24 protein-coding genes are annotated in these 20,903 nt (G+C 70.0%); 9 read left to right on the top strand and 15 right to left on the bottom strand.

The annotated features are described in order from the left end of the window. Nucleotides 1-102: 102 nt before the first annotated feature. From IEY88_RS35045 to IEY88_RS35035, 3 genes are read left to right on the top strand one after another with little or no spacing between them, the layout of a single operon-like run. Nucleotides 103-402 carry an antibiotic biosynthesis monooxygenase family protein gene (locus IEY88_RS35045; RefSeq protein ID WP_189159205.1) on the top strand — a complete coding sequence of 100 codons (300 nt, stop codon included), beginning with the start codon at nt 103-105 and terminating at the stop codon, nt 400-402. Beyond that, a complete protein-coding gene (locus tag IEY88_RS35040; RefSeq protein WP_308426037.1) occupies nt 402-1,397 on the top strand; it encodes a CaiB/BaiF CoA transferase family protein in 996 nt (331 codons plus the stop codon). The genes IEY88_RS35045 and IEY88_RS35040 overlap by 1 nt, the downstream gene beginning before the upstream one ends. A gap of 11 nt (nt 1,398-1,408) precedes the next feature. Further along, the gene (locus IEY88_RS35035; protein WP_189159204.1) at nt 1,409-2,338 is read left to right on the top strand and encodes an LLM class F420-dependent oxidoreductase; all 930 of its coding nucleotides are present in this window, start codon (nt 1,409-1,411) and stop codon (nt 2,336-2,338) included. A gap of 27 nt (nt 2,339-2,365) precedes the next feature. On the opposite strand, the gene IEY88_RS35030 is transcribed toward IEY88_RS35035, so the two are convergent. From IEY88_RS35030 to lpdA, 6 genes are all read right to left on the bottom strand, one after another. Then, complete coding sequence (locus IEY88_RS35030; protein WP_189159203.1) at nt 2,366-2,860, bottom strand: hypothetical protein; 495 nt, start codon at nt 2,858-2,860, stop codon at nt 2,366-2,368. Nucleotides 2,861-2,903: 43 nt separating this feature from the next. After that, a complete protein-coding gene (gene lipB / locus IEY88_RS35025; protein WP_189159202.1) occupies nt 2,904-3,644 on the bottom strand; it encodes a lipoyl(octanoyl) transferase LipB in 741 nt (246 codons plus the stop codon). Then, on the bottom strand, nt 3,601-4,179 hold the full coding sequence (locus tag IEY88_RS35020) for a phosphatase PAP2 family protein (protein WP_189159201.1): 579 nt from the start codon (nt 4,177-4,179) through the stop codon (nt 3,601-3,603). Before IEY88_RS35020 ends, lipB begins: the two co-directional genes overlap by 44 nt. Then, nucleotides 4,176-5,066 carry a TIGR01777 family oxidoreductase gene (locus IEY88_RS35015; protein WP_189159200.1) on the bottom strand — a complete coding sequence of 297 codons (891 nt, stop codon included), beginning with the start codon at nt 5,064-5,066 and terminating at the stop codon, nt 4,176-4,178. Before IEY88_RS35015 ends, IEY88_RS35020 begins: the two co-directional genes overlap by 4 nt. Before the next feature lie 122 nt (nt 5,067-5,188). Continuing rightward, entirely contained in the window at nt 5,189-6,937 is a 1,749-nt protein-coding gene (gene sucB / locus IEY88_RS35010; RefSeq protein ID WP_189159199.1) for a 2-oxoglutarate dehydrogenase, E2 component, dihydrolipoamide succinyltransferase, read from the bottom strand. 51 nt (nt 6,938-6,988) lie between these two features. Then, nucleotides 6,989-8,377 (bottom strand): dihydrolipoyl dehydrogenase, encoded by a 1,389-nt coding sequence (gene lpdA / locus IEY88_RS35005; protein ID WP_229694062.1) that lies wholly within the window; start codon nt 8,375-8,377, stop codon nt 6,989-6,991. A 179-nt stretch (nt 8,378-8,556) separates the two neighbouring features. Here lpdA and IEY88_RS35000 point away from each other — a divergent pair, with 179 nt between their 5' ends. Then, nucleotides 8,557-8,883 (top strand): oxidoreductase, encoded by a 327-nt coding sequence (locus tag IEY88_RS35000; RefSeq protein ID WP_189159198.1) that lies wholly within the window; start codon nt 8,557-8,559, stop codon nt 8,881-8,883. A 27-nt stretch (nt 8,884-8,910) separates the two neighbouring features. Here the strand turns inward: IEY88_RS35000 and IEY88_RS34995 are convergent, their stop codons facing one another. Continuing rightward, entirely contained in the window at nt 8,911-9,372 is a 462-nt protein-coding gene (locus tag IEY88_RS34995; RefSeq protein WP_189159197.1) for an OsmC family protein, read from the bottom strand. A gap of 286 nt (nt 9,373-9,658) precedes the next feature. On the opposite strand from IEY88_RS34995, the gene IEY88_RS34990 reads away from it, so the two are divergent. Then, nucleotides 9,659-10,255, top strand: coding sequence for a nucleotidyltransferase family protein (locus IEY88_RS34990; protein ID WP_229694061.1), 597 nt, complete (start codon nt 9,659-9,661; stop codon nt 10,253-10,255). A gap of 56 nt (nt 10,256-10,311) precedes the next feature. On the opposite strand, the gene IEY88_RS34985 is transcribed toward IEY88_RS34990, so the two are convergent. Beyond that, the gene (locus tag IEY88_RS34985) at nt 10,312-11,784 is read right to left on the bottom strand and encodes a leucyl aminopeptidase (RefSeq protein ID WP_189159195.1); all 1,473 of its coding nucleotides are present in this window, start codon (nt 11,782-11,784) and stop codon (nt 10,312-10,314) included. A gap of 199 nt (nt 11,785-11,983) precedes the next feature. Here IEY88_RS34985 and IEY88_RS34980 point away from each other — a divergent pair, with 199 nt between their 5' ends. Then, on the top strand, nt 11,984-13,219 hold the full coding sequence (locus tag IEY88_RS34980; protein ID WP_189159194.1) for an APC family permease: 1,236 nt from the start codon (nt 11,984-11,986) through the stop codon (nt 13,217-13,219). Here IEY88_RS34980 and IEY88_RS34975 read toward each other — a convergent pair. After that, nucleotides 13,158-13,430 (bottom strand): hypothetical protein, encoded by a 273-nt coding sequence (locus IEY88_RS34975; protein WP_189159193.1) that lies wholly within the window; start codon nt 13,428-13,430, stop codon nt 13,158-13,160. The two genes, IEY88_RS34980 and IEY88_RS34975, sit on opposite strands and share 62 nt — an antisense overlap. A gap of 92 nt (nt 13,431-13,522) precedes the next feature. Between IEY88_RS34975 and IEY88_RS34970 the strand changes: the two genes are divergently transcribed. Next, nucleotides 13,523-14,614 carry a branched-chain amino acid aminotransferase gene (locus IEY88_RS34970; protein WP_189159192.1) on the top strand — a complete coding sequence of 364 codons (1,092 nt, stop codon included), beginning with the start codon at nt 13,523-13,525 and terminating at the stop codon, nt 14,612-14,614. On the opposite strand, the gene cobS is transcribed toward IEY88_RS34970, so the two are convergent. From cobS to cobU, 3 genes are read right to left on the bottom strand one after another with little or no spacing between them, the layout of a single operon-like run. Next, complete coding sequence (gene cobS, locus IEY88_RS34965) at nt 14,611-15,312, bottom strand: adenosylcobinamide-GDP ribazoletransferase (protein WP_189159191.1); 702 nt, start codon at nt 15,310-15,312, stop codon at nt 14,611-14,613. The two genes, IEY88_RS34970 and cobS, sit on opposite strands and share 4 nt — an antisense overlap. After that, the gene (gene cobT / locus IEY88_RS34960; RefSeq protein ID WP_189159190.1) at nt 15,309-16,403 is read right to left on the bottom strand and encodes a nicotinate-nucleotide--dimethylbenzimidazole phosphoribosyltransferase; all 1,095 of its coding nucleotides are present in this window, start codon (nt 16,401-16,403) and stop codon (nt 15,309-15,311) included. The genes cobS and cobT overlap by 4 nt, the downstream gene beginning before the upstream one ends. An 11-nt stretch (nt 16,404-16,414) precedes the next feature. Next, nucleotides 16,415-16,954 (bottom strand): bifunctional adenosylcobinamide kinase/adenosylcobinamide-phosphate guanylyltransferase, encoded by a 540-nt coding sequence (gene cobU / locus IEY88_RS34955; RefSeq protein WP_189159189.1) that lies wholly within the window; start codon nt 16,952-16,954, stop codon nt 16,415-16,417. 18 nt (nt 16,955-16,972) lie between these two features. Here cobU and IEY88_RS34950 point away from each other — a divergent pair, with 18 nt between their 5' ends. Next, nucleotides 16,973-17,173, top strand: a complete 201-nt coding sequence (locus IEY88_RS34950; protein WP_189159188.1) for a hypothetical protein — start codon at nt 16,973-16,975, stop codon at nt 17,171-17,173. Between the two features lie 17 nt (nt 17,174-17,190). Here the strand turns inward: IEY88_RS34950 and IEY88_RS34945 are convergent, their stop codons facing one another. From IEY88_RS34945 to IEY88_RS34935, 3 genes are read right to left on the bottom strand one after another with little or no spacing between them, the layout of a single operon-like run. Further along, nucleotides 17,191-18,177: an aldo/keto reductase family protein gene (locus IEY88_RS34945; RefSeq protein ID WP_189159187.1), complete on the bottom strand. Its 987-nt coding sequence runs from the start codon at nt 18,175-18,177 to the stop codon at nt 17,191-17,193. Between the two features lie 33 nt (nt 18,178-18,210). Further along, on the bottom strand, nt 18,211-18,843 hold the full coding sequence (locus IEY88_RS34940; protein WP_189159186.1) for a class I SAM-dependent methyltransferase: 633 nt from the start codon (nt 18,841-18,843) through the stop codon (nt 18,211-18,213). A 4-nt stretch (nt 18,844-18,847) separates the two neighbouring features. After that, nucleotides 18,848-19,498, bottom strand: coding sequence for a DUF3043 domain-containing protein (locus IEY88_RS34935; RefSeq protein ID WP_189159185.1), 651 nt, complete (start codon nt 19,496-19,498; stop codon nt 18,848-18,850). A 42-nt stretch (nt 19,499-19,540) separates the two neighbouring features. Here IEY88_RS34935 and IEY88_RS34930 point away from each other — a divergent pair, with 42 nt between their 5' ends. After that, on the top strand, nt 19,541-20,575 hold the full coding sequence (locus IEY88_RS34930; protein WP_189159184.1) for a glycerate kinase family protein: 1,035 nt from the start codon (nt 19,541-19,543) through the stop codon (nt 20,573-20,575). The last annotated feature ends 328 nt before the right edge of the window (nt 20,576-20,903 follow it).

Here is a 20,903-nt window from a genome sequence, read left to right as displayed (position 1 = left end):
GAAGAGCCTGGCGGGCGTTCCTTGAGCACGTCTCAAGACGCGGTGTGCAGAGTTTTCCTCGGCCAGACACCATTTCAGCGTCCATTCTTGGGGAGCTCCCGCATGATCACCTTCCTGAACCGCTTCACGCTCACCGGCGACCCCGAGGAGTTCGAGAAGGCCTTCGACGAGACCGCGGCGTTCCTGCGCGAGCAGCCGGGCCTGATCCAGTACACGCTGTCGCGTCAGCTCGACGACCCGGCGTCGTACATCAACATCGCGCTGTGGGAGAGCGCCGACGCCCTGCGCGCGGCCCTGGCCCACCCGGACTTCGGCAACCACGCCAAGGCGATGCGCGGCCTGGCCGAGTCCACGGGCGCGATCTTCAACCCGCGCCTGTCGTTCGTGGCCTCCGAGTCCTGATGTCGCCTTTGGACGGACTGAAGGTCGTCGAGTTCGGCGGCATCGGTCCCGGCCCGCACGGCGCGATGCTGCTGGCGGACCTCGGCGCGGAGGTCGTGCGCGTCGAGCGTCCGTCCGGCGGGCTGTCCGTGGTGCCGGACGCCTCCCGCGACTTCCTGTTGCGCGGCAGGCGTTCGGTGTCGGCGGACCTGAAGTCCGCTGAAGGACGTGCGTCGGTCCTGGCGCTGATCGCGTCGGCCGACGTGGTGATCGAGGGCTTCCGCCCCGGTGTGCTGGAACGGCTCGGCCTCGGCCCGTCCGACTGCCTGGCGGTCAACCCCGGCCTGATCTACGCGCGGATGACGGGCTGGGGTCAGGACGGTCCGCTGGCCCAGCGCGCCGGGCACGACATCAACTACCTGTCGGTCACCGGGCTGCTGCACGCGATCGGCAAACCGCCGCTGAACCTCGTCGGCGACTTCGGCGGTGGCTCGCTGTACCTGGTGCTGGGCGTGCTGGCGGCGTTGTGGGAACGGCAGCGCACCGGTCTCGGCCAGGTCGTCGACGCGGCGATCGTCGACGGGGTCGCGTCGCTGGCGCAGATGATCTGGTCGATGAAGGCGCAGTCGGTGTGGGAGGACTCGCCGGACTCGAACCTGCTCGACGGCGGGTGCCCGTTCTACTCGATCTACGAGTGCGCGGACGGCCGTTCCGTCGCGGTGGGATCGCTGGAGCCGCAGTTCTACGCCCTGCTGCTGGCCGGTCTGGGGCTGTCCGCGGGCGACCTGCCCGCGCAGCTGGACCGCGACTCGTGGCCGTTGCTGCGCAAGACGTTCGCCGAGGCGTTCCTGACCCGGACGCGCGACGAGTGGTCGGAGGTGTTCGGTTCGTCCGACGCCTGCGTGACCCCGGTGCTGACCCTGGAGGAGGCGGTGTCGCACCCGCACCTGGTGGCCCGCAGGGTGTTCACGTCCCAGGGAGCGGCTGTTCCTGCACCGCGCTTTTCCACCGACTAGATTTGGTCTTCGTGGAACTTCGCATCTTCACCGAGCCCCAGCAGGGGGCGAGCTACGACGACCTGCTCCGCGTGGCCATGACGGCCGAGGACGCCGGCTACGGCGCCTTCTTCCGCTCCGACCACTACCTCAGGATGGGCTCGGCCGACGGTCTGCCCGGCCCGACCGACCCGTGGATCACGTTCGCCGGCCTCGCCCGCGACACGTCGACGATCCGCCTGGGCACGCTGATGACCGCCGCGACGTTCCGCCACCCCGGACCGCTGGCCATCAGCGTCGCCCAGGTCGACCAGATGTCCGGCGGCCGCGTGGAGTTCGGCATCGGCGCCGGCTGGTACGAGGCCGAGCACACCGCGTACGGCCTGCCGTTCCCGTCGCTGGGGGAGCGCTTCGAGCGCTACGAGGAGCAGGTCGCGATCATCACCGGCCTGTGGGAGACCCCGCTCGGCGGCACGTTCTCGTTCGAGGGCAAGCACTACGCGCTGACGGACTCGCCCGCGCTGCCCAAGCCCGCGCAGGAACGCGTCCCGCTGCTGATCGGCGGCATGGGCGCTCGCCGCACCCCGGCGCTGGCCGCGTCCTACGCGACCGAGTTCAACCTGCCGTTCGTTCGCATCGACGCCGCCGTCGAGCAGTTCGCCCGCGTCGACGCCGCGTGCGAGGAGATCGGCCGCGACCCTAAGGAGCTCATCCGCTCCGTCGCCCTCGTCGCGTGTGTCGGCCGCACCGACGCCGACGTCGCCCGCCGTGCCGCCGCGATCGGCCGCGACGCCGCCGAGCTGCGGGAGAACGGTCTGGCCGGCACCCCCGCCGAGGTCGTCGACCGCATCGCGTCCTGGCGGGATGCGACCGGTGTACAGCGCGTGTACCTGCAGGTTCTCGACCTGTCCGACCTCGACCACATCACCGAGATCGCGTCGGACGTCGCTCCCCAGCTCTGATTTGTCGCAGCTCTGATCTGTCGGACATCAGGCGAGTGCTTTGCGGACCGCGGCCGGCATCGGCAGGACGTGGTTCGCGAAGCGCCGCCGATGTCCGATGTAGCGCAGCTGCAGTCCCGGGTCGTCGAGGTAGCGCTTCTCCAGCCCGTCCCGCCCGAGCACCAGCCTGAGCCCGCGTCCGAGCATCGACGGCGAGTCGAGGCCGAACCGGGCCCGCAGCACGTCGGCCGCCGCGTGGTCACCGAACTCCAGCGCGGCCCGCCGCACGGACTCGACCGGCACCATCAGGTACTGCTCGTCGGCGTGCACCCCGTCGCGGTGGGCGATGCCCAGCGCGACGAGTGCTTTCTGGTGCGCTCCACCGTCGAGCCCGAGGTGGTACTGCTCCCAGTCGCTGACCTGGATCTCACCGGACCACGTGCGGACAGGTGCGGCCACCGCCACCGAACCTGTCGCCAGTCCTGTGGACGCTAGTGCCGTGACTCCGGCAGCCGTGAACAACTGGCGTCGGGACAACCTCACGACGCACCCTCCTCCGAATGTCCGCGGGTTCCCCGCCGCGGAGCTACGGCATGCTAGCGAAGGTGATCCCCGGCGCGACGGGTCCAGAGCGGGTCAAAGTGCGGTCCGTCAGGGGGAGCGTTCCGTCGAGCGCCGCGAGCACAGCGTCACGGGCGAGCGGCAGGACCTCGGCGACGGTGACGTCGCGCCCCAGCTCGTGCGAGAGAGAAGCGACGCCCGCGTCCTTGATGCCGCACGGGATGATGTCGCCGAACGCGTCGAGGCTCGCGTTGCAGTTGATCTCGAAGCCGTGCATCGTCACGCCGCGCTGCACGCGGATGCCGATGGCGGCGACCTTGCGCTCCGGGCCGCGGTCGTCGGCGGGCAGCCACACGCCGCTGCGGCCCTCGATCCGGCCGGTGTGCACGCCCAGCTGGTCGCACACGTCGATCAGGCCCTGCTCGACGCGCCGCACGTACTCCACGACGTCGATGGGGTCGGCGAGCTTGACGATCGGGTACCCGACCAGCTGGCCGGGGCCGTGCCAGGTGATCTTGCCGCCGCGGTCGACGTCGATGACCGGGGTGCTGCCCCCGCGCGGGCGCTCCTCGTCGAGGGTGCGCTTGCCGCAGGTGTAGACGGGCGGGTGCTCCAGCAGCAGGAGGGTGTCGGGGCCGGTGCCGTCACCATCTTTGGCGGCACGCGCCTCCGCGATCTCCTTCTGGAGGTCCCACGCCGCCGTGTACTCGATGAGCCCCAGCTCACGGATGACGACGGGGTCTGACGAGGTCCGGCACGAGTTCACGACCCGACGTTACCAACCCCAGAGCCATGGCCGCCAAGAGCCCGACGCCCGTCACACCCAGCACGGCGCCGACGACGTCGGTGACCCAGTGCATCTGCAGCACGATCCTCGCGAACCCCGCCACGAGCACCGCGAGCACCGCCCACAGCACGCCTCGCCTCAGCAGGACGACCAGCGTGAAACCGGTCGACGCGACCGCCACCGTGTGCCCGCTCGGATAGCTCGGCAGGTGGTACTCGATGGGCCGGACCCGGTCGAACAGGAACCTCGTCAGCAGCGTCGCGCAGCACAGGCCGTGCAGTGCGAGCGCCTTCCACAACCGCGGGTCGCGCCGTTTCCACGCGAGCACGAACAACACGGCCGCGAACGTCCAGCCGATCGTCGGCCCGAGCACCAGGCTCACCGCGAACGCCGTCGCCCGCAGCCACTCCGGCCGTGGCAGCTCGTCGTGCACCCACACGTCGAGTCCGGTCACCTCGGGGAGTCCCACCAGGATCCACGAGACGACCAGCACCGCCGCCACCGCTCGCGTCATGCGACCGCCGCGTTCAGTGCGGCCGGCAGCGTGGGGTGCAGGAAGTGGAACCCGTGGCTCTCCAACGCCTTCGGCGTGAGCCCCGGACCGCTGAGCAGCAGTTCCTGAGCCATCTCGCCGCCGAGCAACGCCTTCAGCGCGAACGCGGGCACCACCCACGGCGTCGGCCGGCCCAGTGCCGTGCCGACGGCCTTGGTGAACTCGGAGTTCGTCACCGGCGCCGGACCCGCGACGTTGACCGGCCCGCGGATGTCCTCGTGCTCGACGACGAACCGGTACGCCGACACGATGTCGTCCAGCGACACCCACGGGAAGAACTGCTCACCGGTGCCGAGCTTGCCGCCCAGGAAGAACTGGAACACCGGCTTCAACCGGCCGAACACACCGCCCGACGGAGAGATGACGACAGCGGTGCGCATGAGCACGACCCGCACGCCGCCTTCCTGCGCCACGGACGTCGCCGCCTCCCAGTCCTGGGTCAGTCGCGACATGTAGGTGTGGCCACCCGGTGCGTCCTCGTCCGCGAGGCGCGAACCGGTGTCGCCGTAGAAGTGGGCGCCCGACGAGCTCACCAGCGTCGGCACGCCGTGCTCGACGCACGCCGCCGACAGCACCTCGGCCGGCACGATCCGGCTGTCGTGCAGCACCTGCTTGCGGGCGTCGTCCCAGCGCTTGTCGCCGATGCCCGCGCCGCAGAGGTTGATGACGGCGTCGACACCGTCGAACGTGCCGTCGTCGATGCGACCGGCGTACGGGTCCCAGCCGCGTTCGTCCGGCGCGACCGCTTTGCGGCGCACCAGCCGCAGCACCTCGTGGCCGGCGGCGCGCATGGACGCCACCAGGCTCGTGCCGATCAGTCCCGACGATCCCGCGATGACGACTCGCATACGTAGATCGTTCCCCACTGTGTCATTGCGTGCACAGCCACAGCACACATATCGGACCCAGGATGTGCCGAAGGCCACCCCGGCAAACCGGGGTGGCCTTCAGATCACACTCTTCGGTGCTGTCAGAGACCGAGGTCGGCCTCGAACGCGCCCTCCTCGAGACGGTTCTTGACCGTCGTGAGGAAGCGGCCCGCGTCGGCACCGTCGACCAGGCGGTGGTCGTAGGTGAGCGCGAGGTACATCATCGAACGGATCGCGATGGTGTCGTTGCCGTCCTCGTCGGTCATGACGACCGCGCGCTTCTTCACGACGCCGACGCCCAGGATGCCGACCTGCGGCTGCTGGATGATCGGGGTGTCGAAGAGGGCGCCGTTGCTGCCGAGGTTGGTCAGCGAGAACGTGCCACCGGCGAGCTCGTCCGGCGTGAGCTTGTTCGAGCGGGCGCGCGCCGCCAGGTCGCCGATCTTGTGGGCGATGCCCGACAGGTTCAGGTCACCGGCGTTGTGGATCACGGCGTTGAGCAGGCCGCGCTCCGTGTCGATCGCCAGACCGAGGTGCTCGGCACCGTGGTAGGTGACCTCCTTGCGCTCCTCGTCGATCGACGCGTTGAGCACCGGGTGGGCCTTGAGCGCCTCGATGGCGGCCTTGGCGAAGAACGGCAGGAACGTGAGCTTCGCGCCCTCACGAGCCTCGAACGCCTTCTTGGCCTGGTTGCGCAGCCGGGCGATCTTGGTCACGTCGACCTCGAACACCTGGGTGAGCTGGGCCGAGCCCTGCAGCGACTCACGCGTGCGCTGCGCGACGATCTGACGCAGGCGCGGGAGCTTCTGCACGGTGCCGCGCTTGCCCGAGTTGTCGACCGAGGCCGGGGCGGCGGTGCGAGCTGCGGGCGCCGAGGCGGCCTGCGCGGCAGGGGCGGCCGGTGCCGGAGCCGGGGCCTTCTTGGCCTCGACGGCGGCGAGCACGTCCTGCTTGCGGATGCGGCCACCGACGCCGGTGCCCTTGAGCGAGCCCAGGTCGATGCCGTTCTCCGACGCGAGCTTGCGCACGAGCGGAGTGACGTACGGCGTGCCGTTGGCGTCGTCCGAGGAGGAGGCGGCCGGAGTCTGCTGCTGCGGCGCGGCCTGCTGGGCAGGAGCCGGAGCGGCCTGCGCCGGGGCCTGCTGCTGCGGGGCCGGTGCCTGCTGGGGAGCCGGCGCCGGGGCGGACTGCTGCGGCTCGGGCTTCTTCTCCGGGGCCGGGGCGGACTGCGCGGGGCTGCCCGAACCGATGACGGCGAGCTTGCCGCCGACCTCGACGGTCTCGTCCTCGCCGGCGCTGATCTCGAGCAGCGTGCCCGCGACCGGCGACGGGATCTCGGTGTCGACCTTGTCGGTCGAGACCTCGAGCAGCGGCTCGTCGACCTCGACGCTGTCGCCGACCTGCTTGAGCCAGCGGGTCACGGTGCCCTCGGTGACGGACTCACCGAGCGCGGGCATCGTGACGTCGGTGCCCTCGGCCGAACCACCGGACTGCGCGGGGGCCGGAGCCTCCTGCGCCTCCTCGGCGGGCTGCTGCGTCTGCTGCGGCTGCGCCGGTTCCTCGGGAGCGGACTCCTGGGCCGGGGCGGGCGCGGGCTCGGACGGAGCGGCGTCGCCGTCACCGATGACCGCGAGCTCGCCACCGACCTCGACGGTGTCGTCCTCCTGCGCGACGATCTTCTGCAGGACGCCGGCCGCCGGGGACGGGATCTCGGTGTCGACCTTGTCGGTGGACACCTCGAGCAACGGCTCGTCCACCTCCACCCGGTCGCCTTCCTGCTTCAACCACCGGGTGACCGTGCCCTCGGTGACACTCTCACCGAGTGCGGGCATCTGGACGGAGAAGGCCATTGTTCGCTGACTCCTCGTGCTCTCGTGTGGCTGACTTTGTGTGGGGATCGGTCAGCCGTGCACGTGCAGCGGCTTGCCGGCCAGGGCGAGGAACGCCTCGCCAAGGGCTTCAGTCTGGGTCGGGTGGGCGTGGATCAGCGGAGCCACGTCCTCCGGGAAAGCCTCCCAGCTGTAGATCAGCTGTGCTTCACCGATGAGTTCGCCGACGCGCTCGCCGACCATGGTGATGCCGACGACCGGGCCGTCGGGAGCCTTGACGAGTTTCACGCCACCGGCCGTCTTGAGGATCTGGCTCTTGCCGTTACCCGCGAGGTCGTAGACGAAAACCTCGGCGGAGCCGTACTTCTCCTTCGCGGCGGCCTCGGTGAGACCGACGGAGGCGACCTCGGGCTTGCAGTAGGTGACGCGCGGGATGCCCGCCTCGTCGATCACCTTCGGGTTCTGGCCCGCGATCTCCTCGGCCACGAAGATGCCCTGCTGGAAACCGCGGTGCGCGAGCTGCAGACCGGGGACGATGTCGCCGACGGCGTAAACGTTCGGCAGGTTCGTGCGCAGGCGCTCGTCGGTGACGACGAAGCCGCGGTCGATCTTGACGCCGGCCTCCTCGTAGCCGTGACCCGCGCTGTTCGGGCCGCGGCCGACCGCGACGAGCAGCAGGTCGGCGTCGAGGACGTCGCCGTTCTCCAGCGTGACCGAGACGCCCGAGTCCGACTGGGTGGCGCCGGTGAACTTCACGCCGGTCTTGAACTTGATGCCGCGCTTGCGGAACGCGCGCTCCAGCTGCTTGGACGCGTACTCGTCCTCGGCCGGGACCAGGCGGGGCAGGGCCTCGACGATGGTCACGTCGGCGCCGAACGAACGCCACACGCTGGCGAACTCCACACCGATGACGCCGCCGCCGAGGACGACGACCTTCTCCGGGATGAAGTCCAGGTTGAGCGCCTGGTCACTGGTGACGACCCGGCCGCCGATCTCCAGGCCGGGCAGGCTGCGGGCGTACGAACCGGTCGCGAGGACCACGTTCTTGCCCGTGTACCGCTGGCCGTTCACCTCGACGGTGTTCGGGCCGACGAACGTGCCCGCACCCTCGACGAACGTGACCTTGTTGGCCTTCGCGAGACCCTGCAGACCCTTGTAGAGCCGCGAGACGACGCCGTCCTTGTACGAGTTGACGCCGGCGATGTCGATGCCCTCGAGCGAGCTCTTCACACCGAACTGGTCGCCCTCGCGGGCGTTGTCCGCGACCTCGGCCGCGTGCAGCAGCGCCTTGGTCGGGATGCAGCCGCGGTGCAGGCAGGTGCCACCCAGCTTGTCCTTCTCGACCAGGACGACGGACAGGCCGAGCTCGGCCGCGCGGAACGCGCAGGCGTAGCCACCTGAACCACCGCCGAGGATGACGAGATCGGCGTTGGTGGCCGACTCCAGTTCCGGCGAAGTCACTTCGGATCTCCTCGGGATTACTTACTACGCGCGGGTGCGCGCGAGGTACGCGGCCATCTTGTCACTAGTTGCCGAAGCGCGGTGATCCGGCATGGGACACCACCTCCGAAACTGATCATTCACCTACTCATAACACCCTTACCTGGCACCATGGTGGAGGGAAGCACAGGAGGTGCTCGATGGGGCTGTTCGACCGTTTCCGCAGGAAGCCGCGCCCAGGTGTGCTGCGTACCGCCTCGAACCAGGACACGAGTCACCTCGAACAGTGGGTGAAGAGCCGCCACGGCGTCGAGGCCTATGTGGAGCCGAAGACGACGGTGACCGAGACCACTGTGGTCCTGGTCGCCCACGACGGCGAGTGGACCCGCCGCCGGGTCGCGTCACCGGACGCCGCGAGGTCGTTCGCGCGCAAGCTCGGCATGCCGATCTACGACGCGGGCATCGTCGGTTACCCGAAGCGCATGCGCGACTACACGGCGCGGCAGAAGAAGCTCGGCAACGGCTAGGTCCTCTTCGGACACTGCGGCCTGCTTTCAGGCAACGGTCGGTTCGTGCCGCACGGGGAAGTTGACGCTCGCCGCGATGAAGCACATCGAGTGCGCTTTCTCGTGCAACGCCTGCGCCGTCTCCCGGGTCTCCGGATCGGCGACGGTCACGACGGGGTTGAGCACCACCCCGGTCATCCGCCCGGACCCGTCGGGGTGCTCGGCCATCGTGCCGGTCGCGTGGTCGCGGTAGCCGGTGACGACGACGCCGTTGACCGAGGCGAGGTGCAGGAACCAGAGCATGTGGCACTGCGAGAGCGACGCGACGAGCAACTCCTCCGGGTTGTACCGGCTCGGATCACCCCGGAACGACGGATCGGACGACCCGAGGATCGTCTCCTTGCCCTCGATCCGCACCTCGTGCGCGCGTTCGTAGGAGTTGTAACCGGAAGTCCCGTTCCCGGTGTTCCCGGTCCAAATGACATCGGCCTCGTAGTGATGCGTCCCCATGTGGAAATACTCCTCTTCCCGGGCCCGAACACCTAGCCCGCCGAGACGTGCTTCACAGCGCGACCGTCGCCCGTTCGTGCCCGGCCAACCGATATATCAGTTCGGTCGGACCCTCTGACCTGCGCCCTAGCAATGACTCTTTGGACTTCGTCTGCAAAACACTCGTTGCAAAGGCGTTGGCGGCCCGGAGCGGGAGAATTTCGGCGGGTGCGGCCGTGGCGGTTTTCGAGAAGATTTCCCAGCGTGCGGCGGAGGCCGTGGGAATCGCGGAGAAATGGGTGGGGACGTGGAACTGGGACGATTGTTCATCGACGACCAGGTGGAGGCGTTGCGCGACATACTCAGCCGCAACGAGGTGCTGACCGACGTCCTGGCCGGAGCGTCCGAACTGCGCCTGCCGGGCTGGAACCTGACGGCGGGATGCGTGTTCCAGACGGTGTGGAACGTCGTCACCGGCAGGCCCGCGACCGAGGGCGTCCTCGACTACGACCTGTTCTACTTCGACGCGTCGGACCTGTCCTGGGAAGCGGAGGACGCGGTCATCCAGGCCGGCCGGGCCCGGTTCGCCGACGTGCCCGCGACCGTCGAGATCCGCAACGAGGCCCGCGTCCACCTCTGGTACGAGGAGAAGTTCGGGGTCCCGTGCCCGCCCCACAGCTCCACCGAGTCGGCCATCGACTCGTTCGCCGCCACCACGTGCTGCGTCGGCGTCCGGACGGACCCCGACGGGCGGTGGCGGGTCTACGCGCCGCACGGCCTGTCCGACGTGTTCAACCTCGTCGTCCGGCCGAACCCGGTGCTCGCGCCCCGCGACGTCTACGAGACCAAGACGGCCAGGTGGCGCACGCAGTGGCCGTCGCTCACGGTCCTTCCCTGGCCCTGACAGCGGAACGGGCGGAGACCCCGAAGGATCCCCGCCCGTTCCCAGGAGTCAGCGGCTCAGCCGTTGGCCGCGATGTCCGCCAGCACGGCCGCGATGGTCCGCACCGGAACACCAGTGCCGCCCTTCGAGGTGTAGCCGTACGGCCCGCCCGTGTGGAACGCCGGACCGGCGATGTCGATGTGCGCCCACTGCACGCCCTCGGCCACGAACTCGCGCAGGAACAGACCGGCCGCGAGCATGCCGCCCCAGCGGTGGCCCGTGACGTTCGCGAGGTCGGCCAGGCGCGAGTCGAGGTCCGCGCGGAGCTCCTCGGGCAGCGGCATCGGCCACGCCGACTCGCCGACGGCGGTGCCGATGGCGGCCACGCGGTCGCGGAACTCGTCGGAGCCCATGACGCCCGAGGTGCGCTTGCCCAGGGCGACGACCTGCGCGCCGGTCAGGGTCGCGGTCTCGATCAGGTAGTCCGGGCCGTCCTCGCACGCGCGCACGATGGCGTCGGACAGGATCAGGCGGCCCTCGGCGTCGGTGTTGAGCACCTCGACGGTCTTGCCGCCGTACATGGTCAGCACGTCGCCGGGGCGGTACGCGTCGCCGGACGGCATGTTCTCCGCCATCGGGATCGACGCGATGATCTCCAGCGGGTACTTGAGCTTCGCGGCGAGCACCATCGTGGCGACGATCGCGGCGGCACCCGACATGTCCGAGGTCATCTCGTCCATGCCCGCGGCCGGCTTGATCGAGATGCCGCCGGTGTCGAACGTGATGCCCTTGCCGACCAGGGCGACCTTCTTGACGGCCTTCGCGCCCTTGTACGAGATGCGCACGAGGCGCGGCTGGCGGGTCGAGCCCACGCCGACGCCGAGGATGCCGCCGAAGCCCTGCTTCTTCAGCGCCTTCTCGTCGAGGATCTCGACGTCGAGACCGGCGGCGGTGGCGAGCTTCTCCGCGCGGGCGGCGAACGAGGCGGGGTAGAGGTCGTTCGGCGGCGTGTTGATGAAGTCACGCGCGATGGCGACGGACTCGGCGATCGCGACGGCGGCCTTCAGCGCGGCCTTGTTCTCCTTGGAACCGGCGGCGTGCAGGTCGACCTTGACGACCGCGCCCTCGCCCTTGTCCGACTTGTACTCGGTGAACGAGTACGCGCCGAGCAGCGTGCCCTCGGCCGCGGCACCGACGTGCAGCGCGGCGAGCGTGTTGATCGCGCGCTTCTTGCCGGCCAGGGCGCGGGCGGCGACACCGGACGCGCGGCGCACCTGCTCCTCGCCCGCCGTCTTGCCGAGGCCGACGGCCAGCACGAGCGGGGCGGCGATCTTGCCGAAGGTCGGCACCTTCACCAGTTCGTCGGCCTTGCCGGACGCGCGCAGCGTGCCGAGCACGTCGAGCAGTGCGCCGTCGAACGCGGCGGCGACAGCTTCGGCACCGGGGGCGAGCTCCAGCCCGTCCGCACCCTGCAGGGTGCCCACGACGACTGCGTCCGCGGCGGTGGTGCTCAGGTCACCTTCGGTGAGGGCCAGCTTCGGGGCTGTCACGTGCTGCTCCAGGGTTGTTGCGGGCGGGGCTCGGAATCGTGACCCATGCTAAAGGTCGGACTGTCCCACCAATGCCCAGCCCCGCCACGTTCGCCGCAATCCGTGACGTTGACAGTTGCGCACAGTGGCGATTCGCCCGTTTCACGCATCAGTCGACCGGGTGGTTACGGCCGGATGCCGCATCTGAGAACGTGTACCGGTGACCCACACGCCTCGCGAGATCGTCACTACGGTCGCGCTCGGTCTTCCCGCGGTGCTCGGAGCAGGGGTCTTCGCCGGATTCGCCCCAGCGGCAAGCCTTGCCGGCTGGTGGGTGCTCCCGGCGCTGGCCATTTCCGCGCTCGCCGCCCTGTGCTCGGCCTTCTCCACGGCGGACCAGTCCCGGGCCTACCCGGACGTCGGCGGCGGTTACGGATACGTACGAGCGCAACTCGGCGTGTGGCCCGCAAGGATGACAGCGAGTGCGCACCTGCTCGGCCGGTTCGCCATGGCGGCGGCGGTGGCGTTGATGTTCGGCGCGTACGTCGTGCCCGGCCAGCCGATGGCCGGCGCGCTCATCCTCGTCGTCACGACGGCGTTGCTCGGCGCGGCCGGGTTCCGCTTCACCGCCGGTGTCAGCGCGCTGGTGTCGGTGGTCGTCCTCGTCGTGCTGGGGCTGGTCGTCGCGGCGAGCTTCTCGATCGCGCCCGTGCCGTCGGCAGGCGAGGCCGGCACCGTCAACGAACTCGTCGGCGTCGCCGGACTGATGTTCATGGCGTTCGCGGGCTTCGAACGCATCACCGCCCCGGCCCGCGGTGAGAAGCCGCACCCGGTGGCCGTGCTGAGGGTCGCGATCCCAGTCCTGATCGGACTGTCGTTCCTCGTCTACCTGGCCGTGGGCGCCGGAGTGCTCCGTCAGCTCGGCAGCGCGCGCCTCGCGTTGTCGCCGGCGCCGCTGCGGGACGCGCTCGTCGCGGCGGACTCGGCCGCGCTCGTGCCTCTGGTGCAGATCGCCGCCGCGGTGGCCGGTGTGGCCGCGCTGCACTTCGTCCTCGCGTCCGCGCACCGCACGCTGACCGGCCTGACCGAGGACGGTGACCTGCCGACCCGGCTCAGGCCCGGTGCGTTGTCGCTGGTCGTGGTGCTCGCTTCCGCGCTCGCCGTCGTGCTGATGCCGCTGGGGACGGCGCTGGGAGTGGCGGCCTGCGGGACGTTGTTCTACTACGCCTTCACGAACGCGTCGGCCAGGGTGCTGCTGCAGAACGACCGCACGTGGCCCATGCGCACCGCGTGTCTCGGGCTCGGGCTCTCGGTGCTGCTCGCCATGAGCCTGCCGATCCCCGCGATGCTGATCTCCATCGCGGGGCTCGGCGCCGGCACCGGGCTCATCGGCCTCACGTCTGCGTTGAGAGGAAGACGAGCAGCGTCACGCCAACGCCAACCGCAAGGCCGATGATCCTGCCGTTGGTGATGTCGGGCTTCTCCCTGGTGAGCGCCCAGTAGACGAACAGGAAGGTCCCGGCGGTGAACACGGCGGCCACGATGCCGCCGCCACCCCACAGCGACCAGCCGTCCAGAAACGTCATGCCGGTGCCCAGAACGAGCAGCGCGGCCTGTAAGACGGTGCGGACGTCGGAACCTCTGGAAGATCTTTTCGGCTCGGTCATGGCCGGGGACTCTATCGAGCTTCACTTAGTAGGACGTCCGAGTTTTGGGAAGAGGATTTTCCGTATCCCGACCAGCGGGTTACCGTGCTCACATGACGAGCGAGTTGCCTTTCACCCGGACTTCCCACCCGCACCCGGCGACCCCGGAACGCGTAGCGGAAGTACTTGCCAAGCCGGGCTTCGGGCAGCACTTCACCGACCACATGGTGACGATCCGCTGGAACCGCGAGAAGGGCTGGCACGACGCTGAAGTCGGCCCGTACTCCACCCTCGCACTGGACCCCGCGGCAATGGTGCTGCACTACGGCCAGGCGATCTTCGAAGGGCTCAAGGCCTACCGGCAGCCCGACGGTTCGATCGCGTCCTTCCGCCCCGAGGCGAACGCCGAGCGCTTCCGCGCGTCGGCCCGCCGCATGGCGATGCCCGAACTCCCCGACGAGCTCTTCCTGGAGTCCGTGCGGCAGATCCTCGCGGTCGACGACCGCTGGGTGCCCTCGGCCGAGGAGGAGTCCCTCTACCTGCGGCCGTTCATGATCTCCACGGAGAAGGGCCTCGGCGTGCGACCCGCGACCGAGTACCTCTACGTGCTGATCGCCTCTCCCGCCGGCTCCTACTTCGCGGGCGGCGTCCGCCCCGTGAGCGTGTGGCTCTCGACCGAGTACGTCCGCGCGGCCCCCGGTGGCACCGGCGCGGCCAAGTTCGCGGGCAACTACGCCGCGTCCCTCGTGGCGCAGGCGCAGGCCGCCGAGAAGGGCTGCGACCAGGTCGTCTGGCTCGACGCGGTGGAACGCCGCTGGGTCGAGGAGATGGGCGGGATGAACCTGTTCTTCGTCTTCGGGGACAAGGTGATCACGCCCGAGCTGACCGGCACGCTGCTTCCCGGCATCACCCGGAACTCGTTGCTGGCGCTGGCCTCCGACCTCGGCCTGTCCGTGGAGGAGCGCCGCATCTCGACCGAGGAGTGGGAGAAGGCCAACGCCTCCGGTGAGCTCACCGAGGTCTTCGCCTGTGGCACGGCGGCGGTCATCACGCCGGTCGGCCACGTCAAGCACGCCGGTGGCGAGTTCGACATCGCCGACGGCGGCACCGGACCGGTGACGAAGAAGCTGCGCGAGAGCCTGACCGGCCTCCAGCACGGCCACGTCGCCGACACCCACGGCTGGATGACGACGCTGAAGTCCTAAGCGATCACCAGCACGGCCAGGAGCGCGATTTCGGCGGCAGCACCGAGCACATCACCGGTGATGCCGCCGAAACGCTTTCCGGTGTGCTTCACCAGCAGCCACACGAGCGCGAACGCGACGACGACGGCGACAACCGCACGCCACCCGAGCGGAATCGCCGCAGCAGCGAGCACCACCCACGTGCCGATGACCAACCACGGATGCTGTGTGCCCGCAACGAGCGCACCAAGCCCCTCAGACCGTGCCGCGGGCACGCCGCGCATGCAGCAGATCCCGAACGCCGCCCGGCTCGTCGCGAACGCGAGCAGCACCACGCCCCAGTGAGCGTGGGGGAGTGCGGCGGCCTGCGCGCCGAGCACCACGATCAGCGAGACGACGCCGAAAGGCCCCGCGCCGCCGTCCTTCATGACCTCGAGCGCGCGCTCCGGCGGTCCGTAACACCCGAGCCCGTCGGCGACGTCGGCCAGCCCGTCGAGGTGCATACCGCGTGTGGACAGCGCGACGACGCCGACGACCAGGAACCCGGCCACGAGCGCCGGTGTGTTGGACATCGCCAGAAGCTCGAGCACGCCGACGACGAAGGCGCCGAGCACGACGCCGACGACGGGTGTCCACGCGATGGCCCGCCCCGCCGCTTTGCGGTCTACGTGGTCAACGCGCAGCGGCAGGACCGTCAGCCAGGAGAAAGCGAGCTTCACGCAGTCGTGTCTTCTTCGGGTTCAGGCGCTGTGTTGTCGCGGTTCGTGTCTTCCCGGTTGGTGACACCGGCGCTCTCGAACGTCGCCATCTCCGCGAGCACCTTCACCGCCGAGATCAGCAACGGCAGCGCCGCCACGGCACCAGACCCCTCACCGAGCCGCATCCCGAACTCGAGCAGCGGCTTCAGGTTGAGGTGTCCGAGAGCGATCGCGTGCGCGGGCTCGGCCGACTCGTGCCCGGCCACCCACCACTCCCGCGCACCCGGTGCCAACTCCTCAGCGACGACAGCGGCCGCACCGACGACGACGCCGTCGAGCACGACGGGCGTCTTGCGCACCGCGGCCTGCGCCACGAACCCGGCCATCGCGGCGATGTCGGCGCCACCGGCCGTGGCCAGCAACGACACCGGGTCGCTGATCACCAGGCGGGCCCGGCGCAGCGCGTCCCGGATCGCCGCCGTCTTGCGCATCCACGCCTGGTCGTCGATGCCGGTGCCGCGCCCGACGACCGCGACGGGCTCCGACCCGGTCAGCGACGCGATGAGCACGGCGGCGGGCGTCGTGTTGCCGATGCCCATGTCGCCCGCGACGAGCACGTCGGCGCCCGCGTCGACCTCCTCGTCGGCGATGGCGCGACCGGCCGCGATCGCGAGTTCGCACTGCTCACGGGTGAGCGCGTCCTCGCGGTCGATCGAGCCGGACGAACGCCTGACCTTGTGCTGGCTGACCGCCGCCGGGGTGTCCGCGTCGACGGCCATGTCGACGACGCGGACCGTGGCACCGGCGACCTGCGCGAGCACGTTGACCGCGGCGCCACCGGTCAGGAAGTTCGCGACCATCTGGCCGGTCACCTCGCTCGGGAACGCCGACACGCCCTGCGCGGTGATGCCGTGGTCGCCCGCGAACACGACGACCCGCGGCCGCACGAACGGCTTCGGCGGCACGACGCCCTGGCAGGCGGCGATCCAGTTGCCCAGCTCCTCGAGCCTGCCGAGCGAGCCGACCGGCTTGGTCAGCACCGCGTGCCGGGCCTCGGCCTCGCGCAGAACGGTCTCGTCCGGCGGTTCAACCGACGGGAACTCGGTGCTCACCTGGTCGCTCCTTAACGCAGTGTCAACGGGATGCCGGCGACGAGCAGGGTGACGTCGTCGCACACCTCGGCGACGCGCGCGTTGAGCGCACCGAGGTGATCGCGGAAGAGCCTGCCAGAGCGCGTCGACGGAATGACGCCGAGGCCGACCTCCGCCGTCACGAGCACCAGCCGGGCCCGGCACGTGGCGACCGAACGCACGAGCTGGTCGACGGCGCGCGTGATCGCGTCGGTGCCGTCGCCGTCCCAGGCTCCGGCGTCGTCGAGCACGCCGACCAGCCAGGTCGAGAGGTCGTCGACCAGGATCGGCGGGTCCTCGTACTGCGTCGCGGTGAGCAACGCGGGCAGGTCGTCCGGCGTGGACGCCTCGACCGTGTGCCAGGTGGACGGGCGTCGCGCGACGTGCAGCGCGATGCGGGCGTCCCAGTCGGGGTCGTCCGGGTAGCGGCGGGCGGTGGCGACGTAGGTCACGATCGGCTCGGTGAGCAGACCTTCCGCATGCGCTGACTTGCCCGAACGTGCTCCACCGAGCACGAGCGTGCGACGTGACAAGAGAGTTAGCCTTCGTCCGTGGAATACCGCTGGCGCTACCAGGATGCACAGGGACGCGACGTCGCGGGCCCGGATGTGATGTTCGCCGACCAGTCCGAGGCCGAGGAGTGGTTGAGCAACGAGTGGCGTGACCTGCCCGACGCCGGGGTCGAGCAGGTCACGCTGCTGAACTCGGGGACCGAGGTCTACGGCCCGATGAGCCTGCGCCCTGCTCAATGAGAACAGGGCCGAGTGGCTCAGCCCTGGGCGGTGAGCCTCGGGTCGTCGGTGATGACGCCTTCCAGCACGCCGTCGATCCGCTTGAGGACGTCGTCGCCGAGCTCGACGTCGATCGCCTTGACGTTCTCGACGACCTGCTCCGGACGGGACGCGCCGATGATCGCGGACGCGACGTTCGGGTTCTTCAGCACCCACGCGACGGCGAGCTGCGCCAGCGTGATGCCGGCCTCGTCCGCGATCGGCTTGAGCTGCTGAACGGCGTTGAGCACGTCGTCCCGCATCCAGCGCGAGATCATCTGTGAACCCCGCGCGTCGGCCAGGCGTGAGCCCTCCGGCGCCTCGGCGCCCGGCAGGTACTTGCCGGTCAGGATGCCCTGGGCGATGGGCGAGAAGACGATCTGGCTGATGCCCTCGCGCTCGCACGCGGGGACGACCTGCGGCTCGATGACGCGCCACAGCATCGAGTACTGCGGCTGGTGCGACACGAACGGCACGTTCAGCTCGCGGGCCAGCGCGGCACCGCGGGTGATCTGGTCTGCGGTCCACTCGGACACGCCGACGTAGAGGACCTTGCCCTGGCGGACCAGGTCGGCGAACGCCAGCATCGTCTCCTCGAGCGGGACGCTGTGGTCGTACCGGTGCGCCTGGTAGAGGTCGACGTAGTCGGTCTGCAGGCGCTTGAGCGACGCGTTGGCCGACTCCATGATGTGCTTGCGGCCGAGCCCGCGGTCGTTGGGACCGCCGGGGCCGGTCGGCCAGTAGACCTTGGTGAGGATCTCGAGCGACTCGCGCCGCTGCCCCTGCAGCGCCCGGCCGAGCACCGACTCCGCGGCCGTGTTGGCGTAGACGTCGGCGGTGTCGAAGGTGGTGATCCCCGACTCCAGCGCCGCCTTCACACAGGCGTGAGCCTGCTCCTCCTCGACCTGGGAACCGTGCGTGAGCCAGTTGCCGTACGAGATCTCACTGATGGACAGGCCGCTGCGGCCGAGTCGACGGAACTTCATACATCCGAGCTTAAACCGAAATCGTTCGTGCTGCTAATGAACTTCGGGCGCGTGCCACACCATGGAATACCGCCAGAACAGGCGCCTGCGCACCCGCACCCCGGGCAGAACCTCCCGCGCCGCCACCCGGATCTCGGGCAACGTCGGAGCGGTCATCACGACGAGCATCTCGGGGTCGTGCGGCCTCTCGCTCCGGCCGCTCACGGCCTTCACGAGACCGACGAGTGCGTTCGCGGGCAACGTCACGAGCTCCATCGCCCTGTCCGCCCACGTCGCCGTCATGTAGAGCCCGACGACGATGAGCCGCCCGCCGGGCCTGGTGAGTTCCGCGAGCCGCGTTAGACCCTCTCGCAACGGCAAGTGGTGCAAGCTCGCCTCGGCGGTGACGACGTCGTACTGCCCGAGGTCGTGGGTGAGCACGTCGCCGTGGATCCATCGGACCTCGTCGCTCGTCGAGGCGGCCCGTTCGATCATGCGCGCGCTGGCGTCGATGGCGGTGACCTCGCGGGCGCCGAGCGACCGCGCCAGGTCACCGAGCCCGCACCCGACGTCGAGCGCCGAACTGGCCTCAGACGGCAACTGCCGGAGCAGCCACCGGCGGTACCACGCGTTGTGGTCCCATCGGAGCCTCTCCGGCAGCTGAAGCCTGCGCTGCTTCTCGCGCACCCGCTTACTTGATCGCGTCGCCCGGCTTCACGCGCGGCTTGGGCACGCGGAGCTTGCGGATCTGGCTCGCGCGGATGAACGAGTACCAGCCGATCGACAGGCCCTTGATCGGCTCGGTCGGGAACTTCGCCCGCACCTTCCTCGTGACGAGGCGGCCGAGCACGATGCCCTCGATGACCATCGCGATCAGCATGAACGTCGTCGCGAGCGTCGCGTACCGCTGCACGGCCAGCGACGGCGTCAGCAGCGCCACGAACACCAGGATCGCGAGCGGCATGAACAGGCCCATGAGGTTGCGCCGCGAGTCGACCAGGTCGCGGATGTACGCCTTGACCGGACCGCGGTCGCGCGGCAGCAGGTACTTGTCCTCGCCCGCCATCATGCGCTGACGGCGCTCGGTGGCCGCGGCACGGCGCTCTTCCTTGCTCACCTTGTTGCCGCGCATGCGCTTGAACGCCTCGCGCTGCGTCTGGGGAGGCGGCGGGACCGGACCGGTGCGCCGCCCCTGCGCCTCACGCCGCTTGGGCGTCGCCTTGCCCTTGGCCGCCGTGCGCGCCCTGTCGAGCGGCTCGACGAGCTCGGCACCGGACTCGGGTGCCGACGCGTCTTTGGTGGCCGTGGCGGTGTCGTCGGAGTTGCGGCGCAAGAACCTCACACCACCAGGGTAGGGCAGCGGGTTTTCTGTACCTTTCGCGAGGTGCGCGTACTCATCGCTCCGGACTGCTTCGGCGGCACCCTGACCGCCCGCGAGGCCGCCGACGCCATCGCCACCGGCTGGCGCGAGGCCAAGCCCGACGACGTCGTCACCCAACGCCCGCTGGCCGACGGAGGCCCCGGCTTCATCGACGTCCTGCACGCGGCCATAGGCGGTGATATCCGATATATCAGTGTCACCGGCCCGCTAGGTGACCTGGTCGAAGCCCGCTGGCTCAGCGTGCACACCGACGGTGTACGAGTTGCATACATCGAGTCCGCGGAGGCCTGCGGCCTCCACCTCATCCCTGCCGACCTCCGCCCGCAAACCTGCGAGACGGCGACAACGCAAGGCGTCGGTGAGCTCATCGCGGCAGCCGCGGGTGACAACGATGTCATCACGGTCGGCCTAGGCGGCTCCGGCACGACCGACGGCGGCGCCGGCATGCTCGCCGCACTGACGGACGCGGGCGTCGACCTGACCGGCACCTCACTGGTGGCCGCCTCCGACGTCGAGAACCCGCTCCTCGGCCCGCACGGCGCCGCGCACACGTTCGGCCCGCAGAAGGGCGCGTCCCCGGAAGCCGTCGAACGCCTCGAAGCCAAGCTCGCCGCGATGGACGTCCTCAAGCCCGTGTTCGACACACCGGGTGCCGGAGCGGCAGGCGGCCTGGGCGCGGCACTCCTCTCGCTGGGAGCGACGGTGACGTCAGGCGCGGGCCTGGTCCGCGCACTCACCGGACTCGACACCGCCCTCGACGAAGCCGACGTCGTCATCACCGGCGAGGGCAGCTTCGACTGGCAGTCACTCCGAGGCAAGCTCATCACCGCCGTAGCGGGCGGCGCCGCCGAACGCGGCATCCCGTGCCTCGCCATCGCGGGCCAGGTCACCGTCGGCCGCCGCGAGATGGGCGCTGCGGGGGTGCACGCCGCCTACTCGGTGTCCGAACACGTGGGCTCTGTGCACAAGTCGATTGCGGACGCCCGCAAAAGTGTCATTGCAACGGCAGGCCACGTCGCCCGGCAGTGGTCGCGTTAGACCCTCTAACCAGAGGTCCACCGAGGCAGCCGCCCGCCCACCCGCCTGGCGTTCGCCCAGCCACCCGCCACGACATCCGCTTGGCGTTCGCCCAACCGACCGTCTGGCTGTTCGCCCAACCAGCCGTCTGGCTGTCCGCCAAGACAGCCGCCCGGTCACTTACCAAGCCACCCGCCCGCCAATCGCCGAGCCACCCGCCCGCCGAGCCACCCGCCCGCCGAGCCACCCGCCCGCCGAGCCACCCGCCCGCCGAGCCACCCGCCTGGCGAGCCACCCGCCTGGCGATTGCCCAGCCACGTGTCCAGCCGCCGTCCAGCACCCCCGCCCC

This window comes from Lentzea pudingi (assembly GCF_014646255.1).
GTDB lineage: Bacteria > Actinomycetota > Actinomycetes > Mycobacteriales > Pseudonocardiaceae > Lentzea > Lentzea pudingi.
This window is presented reverse-complemented; position numbering and strand designations above follow the sequence as displayed.

What these genes read in the sequence shown, in the direction of transcription:
- IEY88_RS35000 (WP_189159198.1), top strand. Translation starts at nt 8,557, where the DNA reads ATGGGGCTGTTCGACCGTTTCCGCAGGAAGCCGCGCCCAGGTGTGCTG.
- IEY88_RS35020 (WP_189159201.1), bottom strand. Translation starts at nt 4,179, where the DNA reads ATGACGCGAGCGGTGGCGGCGGTGCTGGTCGTCTCGTGGATCCTGGTG.
- IEY88_RS34945 (WP_189159187.1), bottom strand. Translation starts at nt 18,177, where the DNA reads ATGAAGTTCCGTCGACTCGGCCGCAGCGGCCTGTCCATCAGTGAGATC.
- IEY88_RS34970 (WP_189159192.1), top strand. Translation starts at nt 13,523, where the DNA reads ATGACGAGCGAGTTGCCTTTCACCCGGACTTCCCACCCGCACCCGGCG.
- sucB (WP_189159199.1), bottom strand. Translation starts at nt 6,937, where the DNA reads ATGGCCTTCTCCGTCCAGATGCCCGCACTCGGTGAGAGTGTCACCGAG.
- IEY88_RS34995 (WP_189159197.1), bottom strand. Translation starts at nt 9,372, where the DNA reads ATGGGGACGCATCACTACGAGGCCGATGTCATTTGGACCGGGAACACC.
- IEY88_RS35015 (WP_189159200.1), bottom strand. Translation starts at nt 5,066, where the DNA reads ATGCGAGTCGTCATCGCGGGATCGTCGGGACTGATCGGCACGAGCCTG.
- IEY88_RS35040 (WP_308426037.1), top strand. Translation starts at nt 402, where the DNA reads ATGTCGCCTTTGGACGGACTGAAGGTCGTCGAGTTCGGCGGCATCGGT.
- IEY88_RS35045 (WP_189159205.1), top strand. Translation starts at nt 103, where the DNA reads ATGATCACCTTCCTGAACCGCTTCACGCTCACCGGCGACCCCGAGGAG.
- IEY88_RS34975 (WP_189159193.1), bottom strand. Translation starts at nt 13,430, where the DNA reads ATGACCGAGCCGAAAAGATCTTCCAGAGGTTCCGACGTCCGCACCGTC.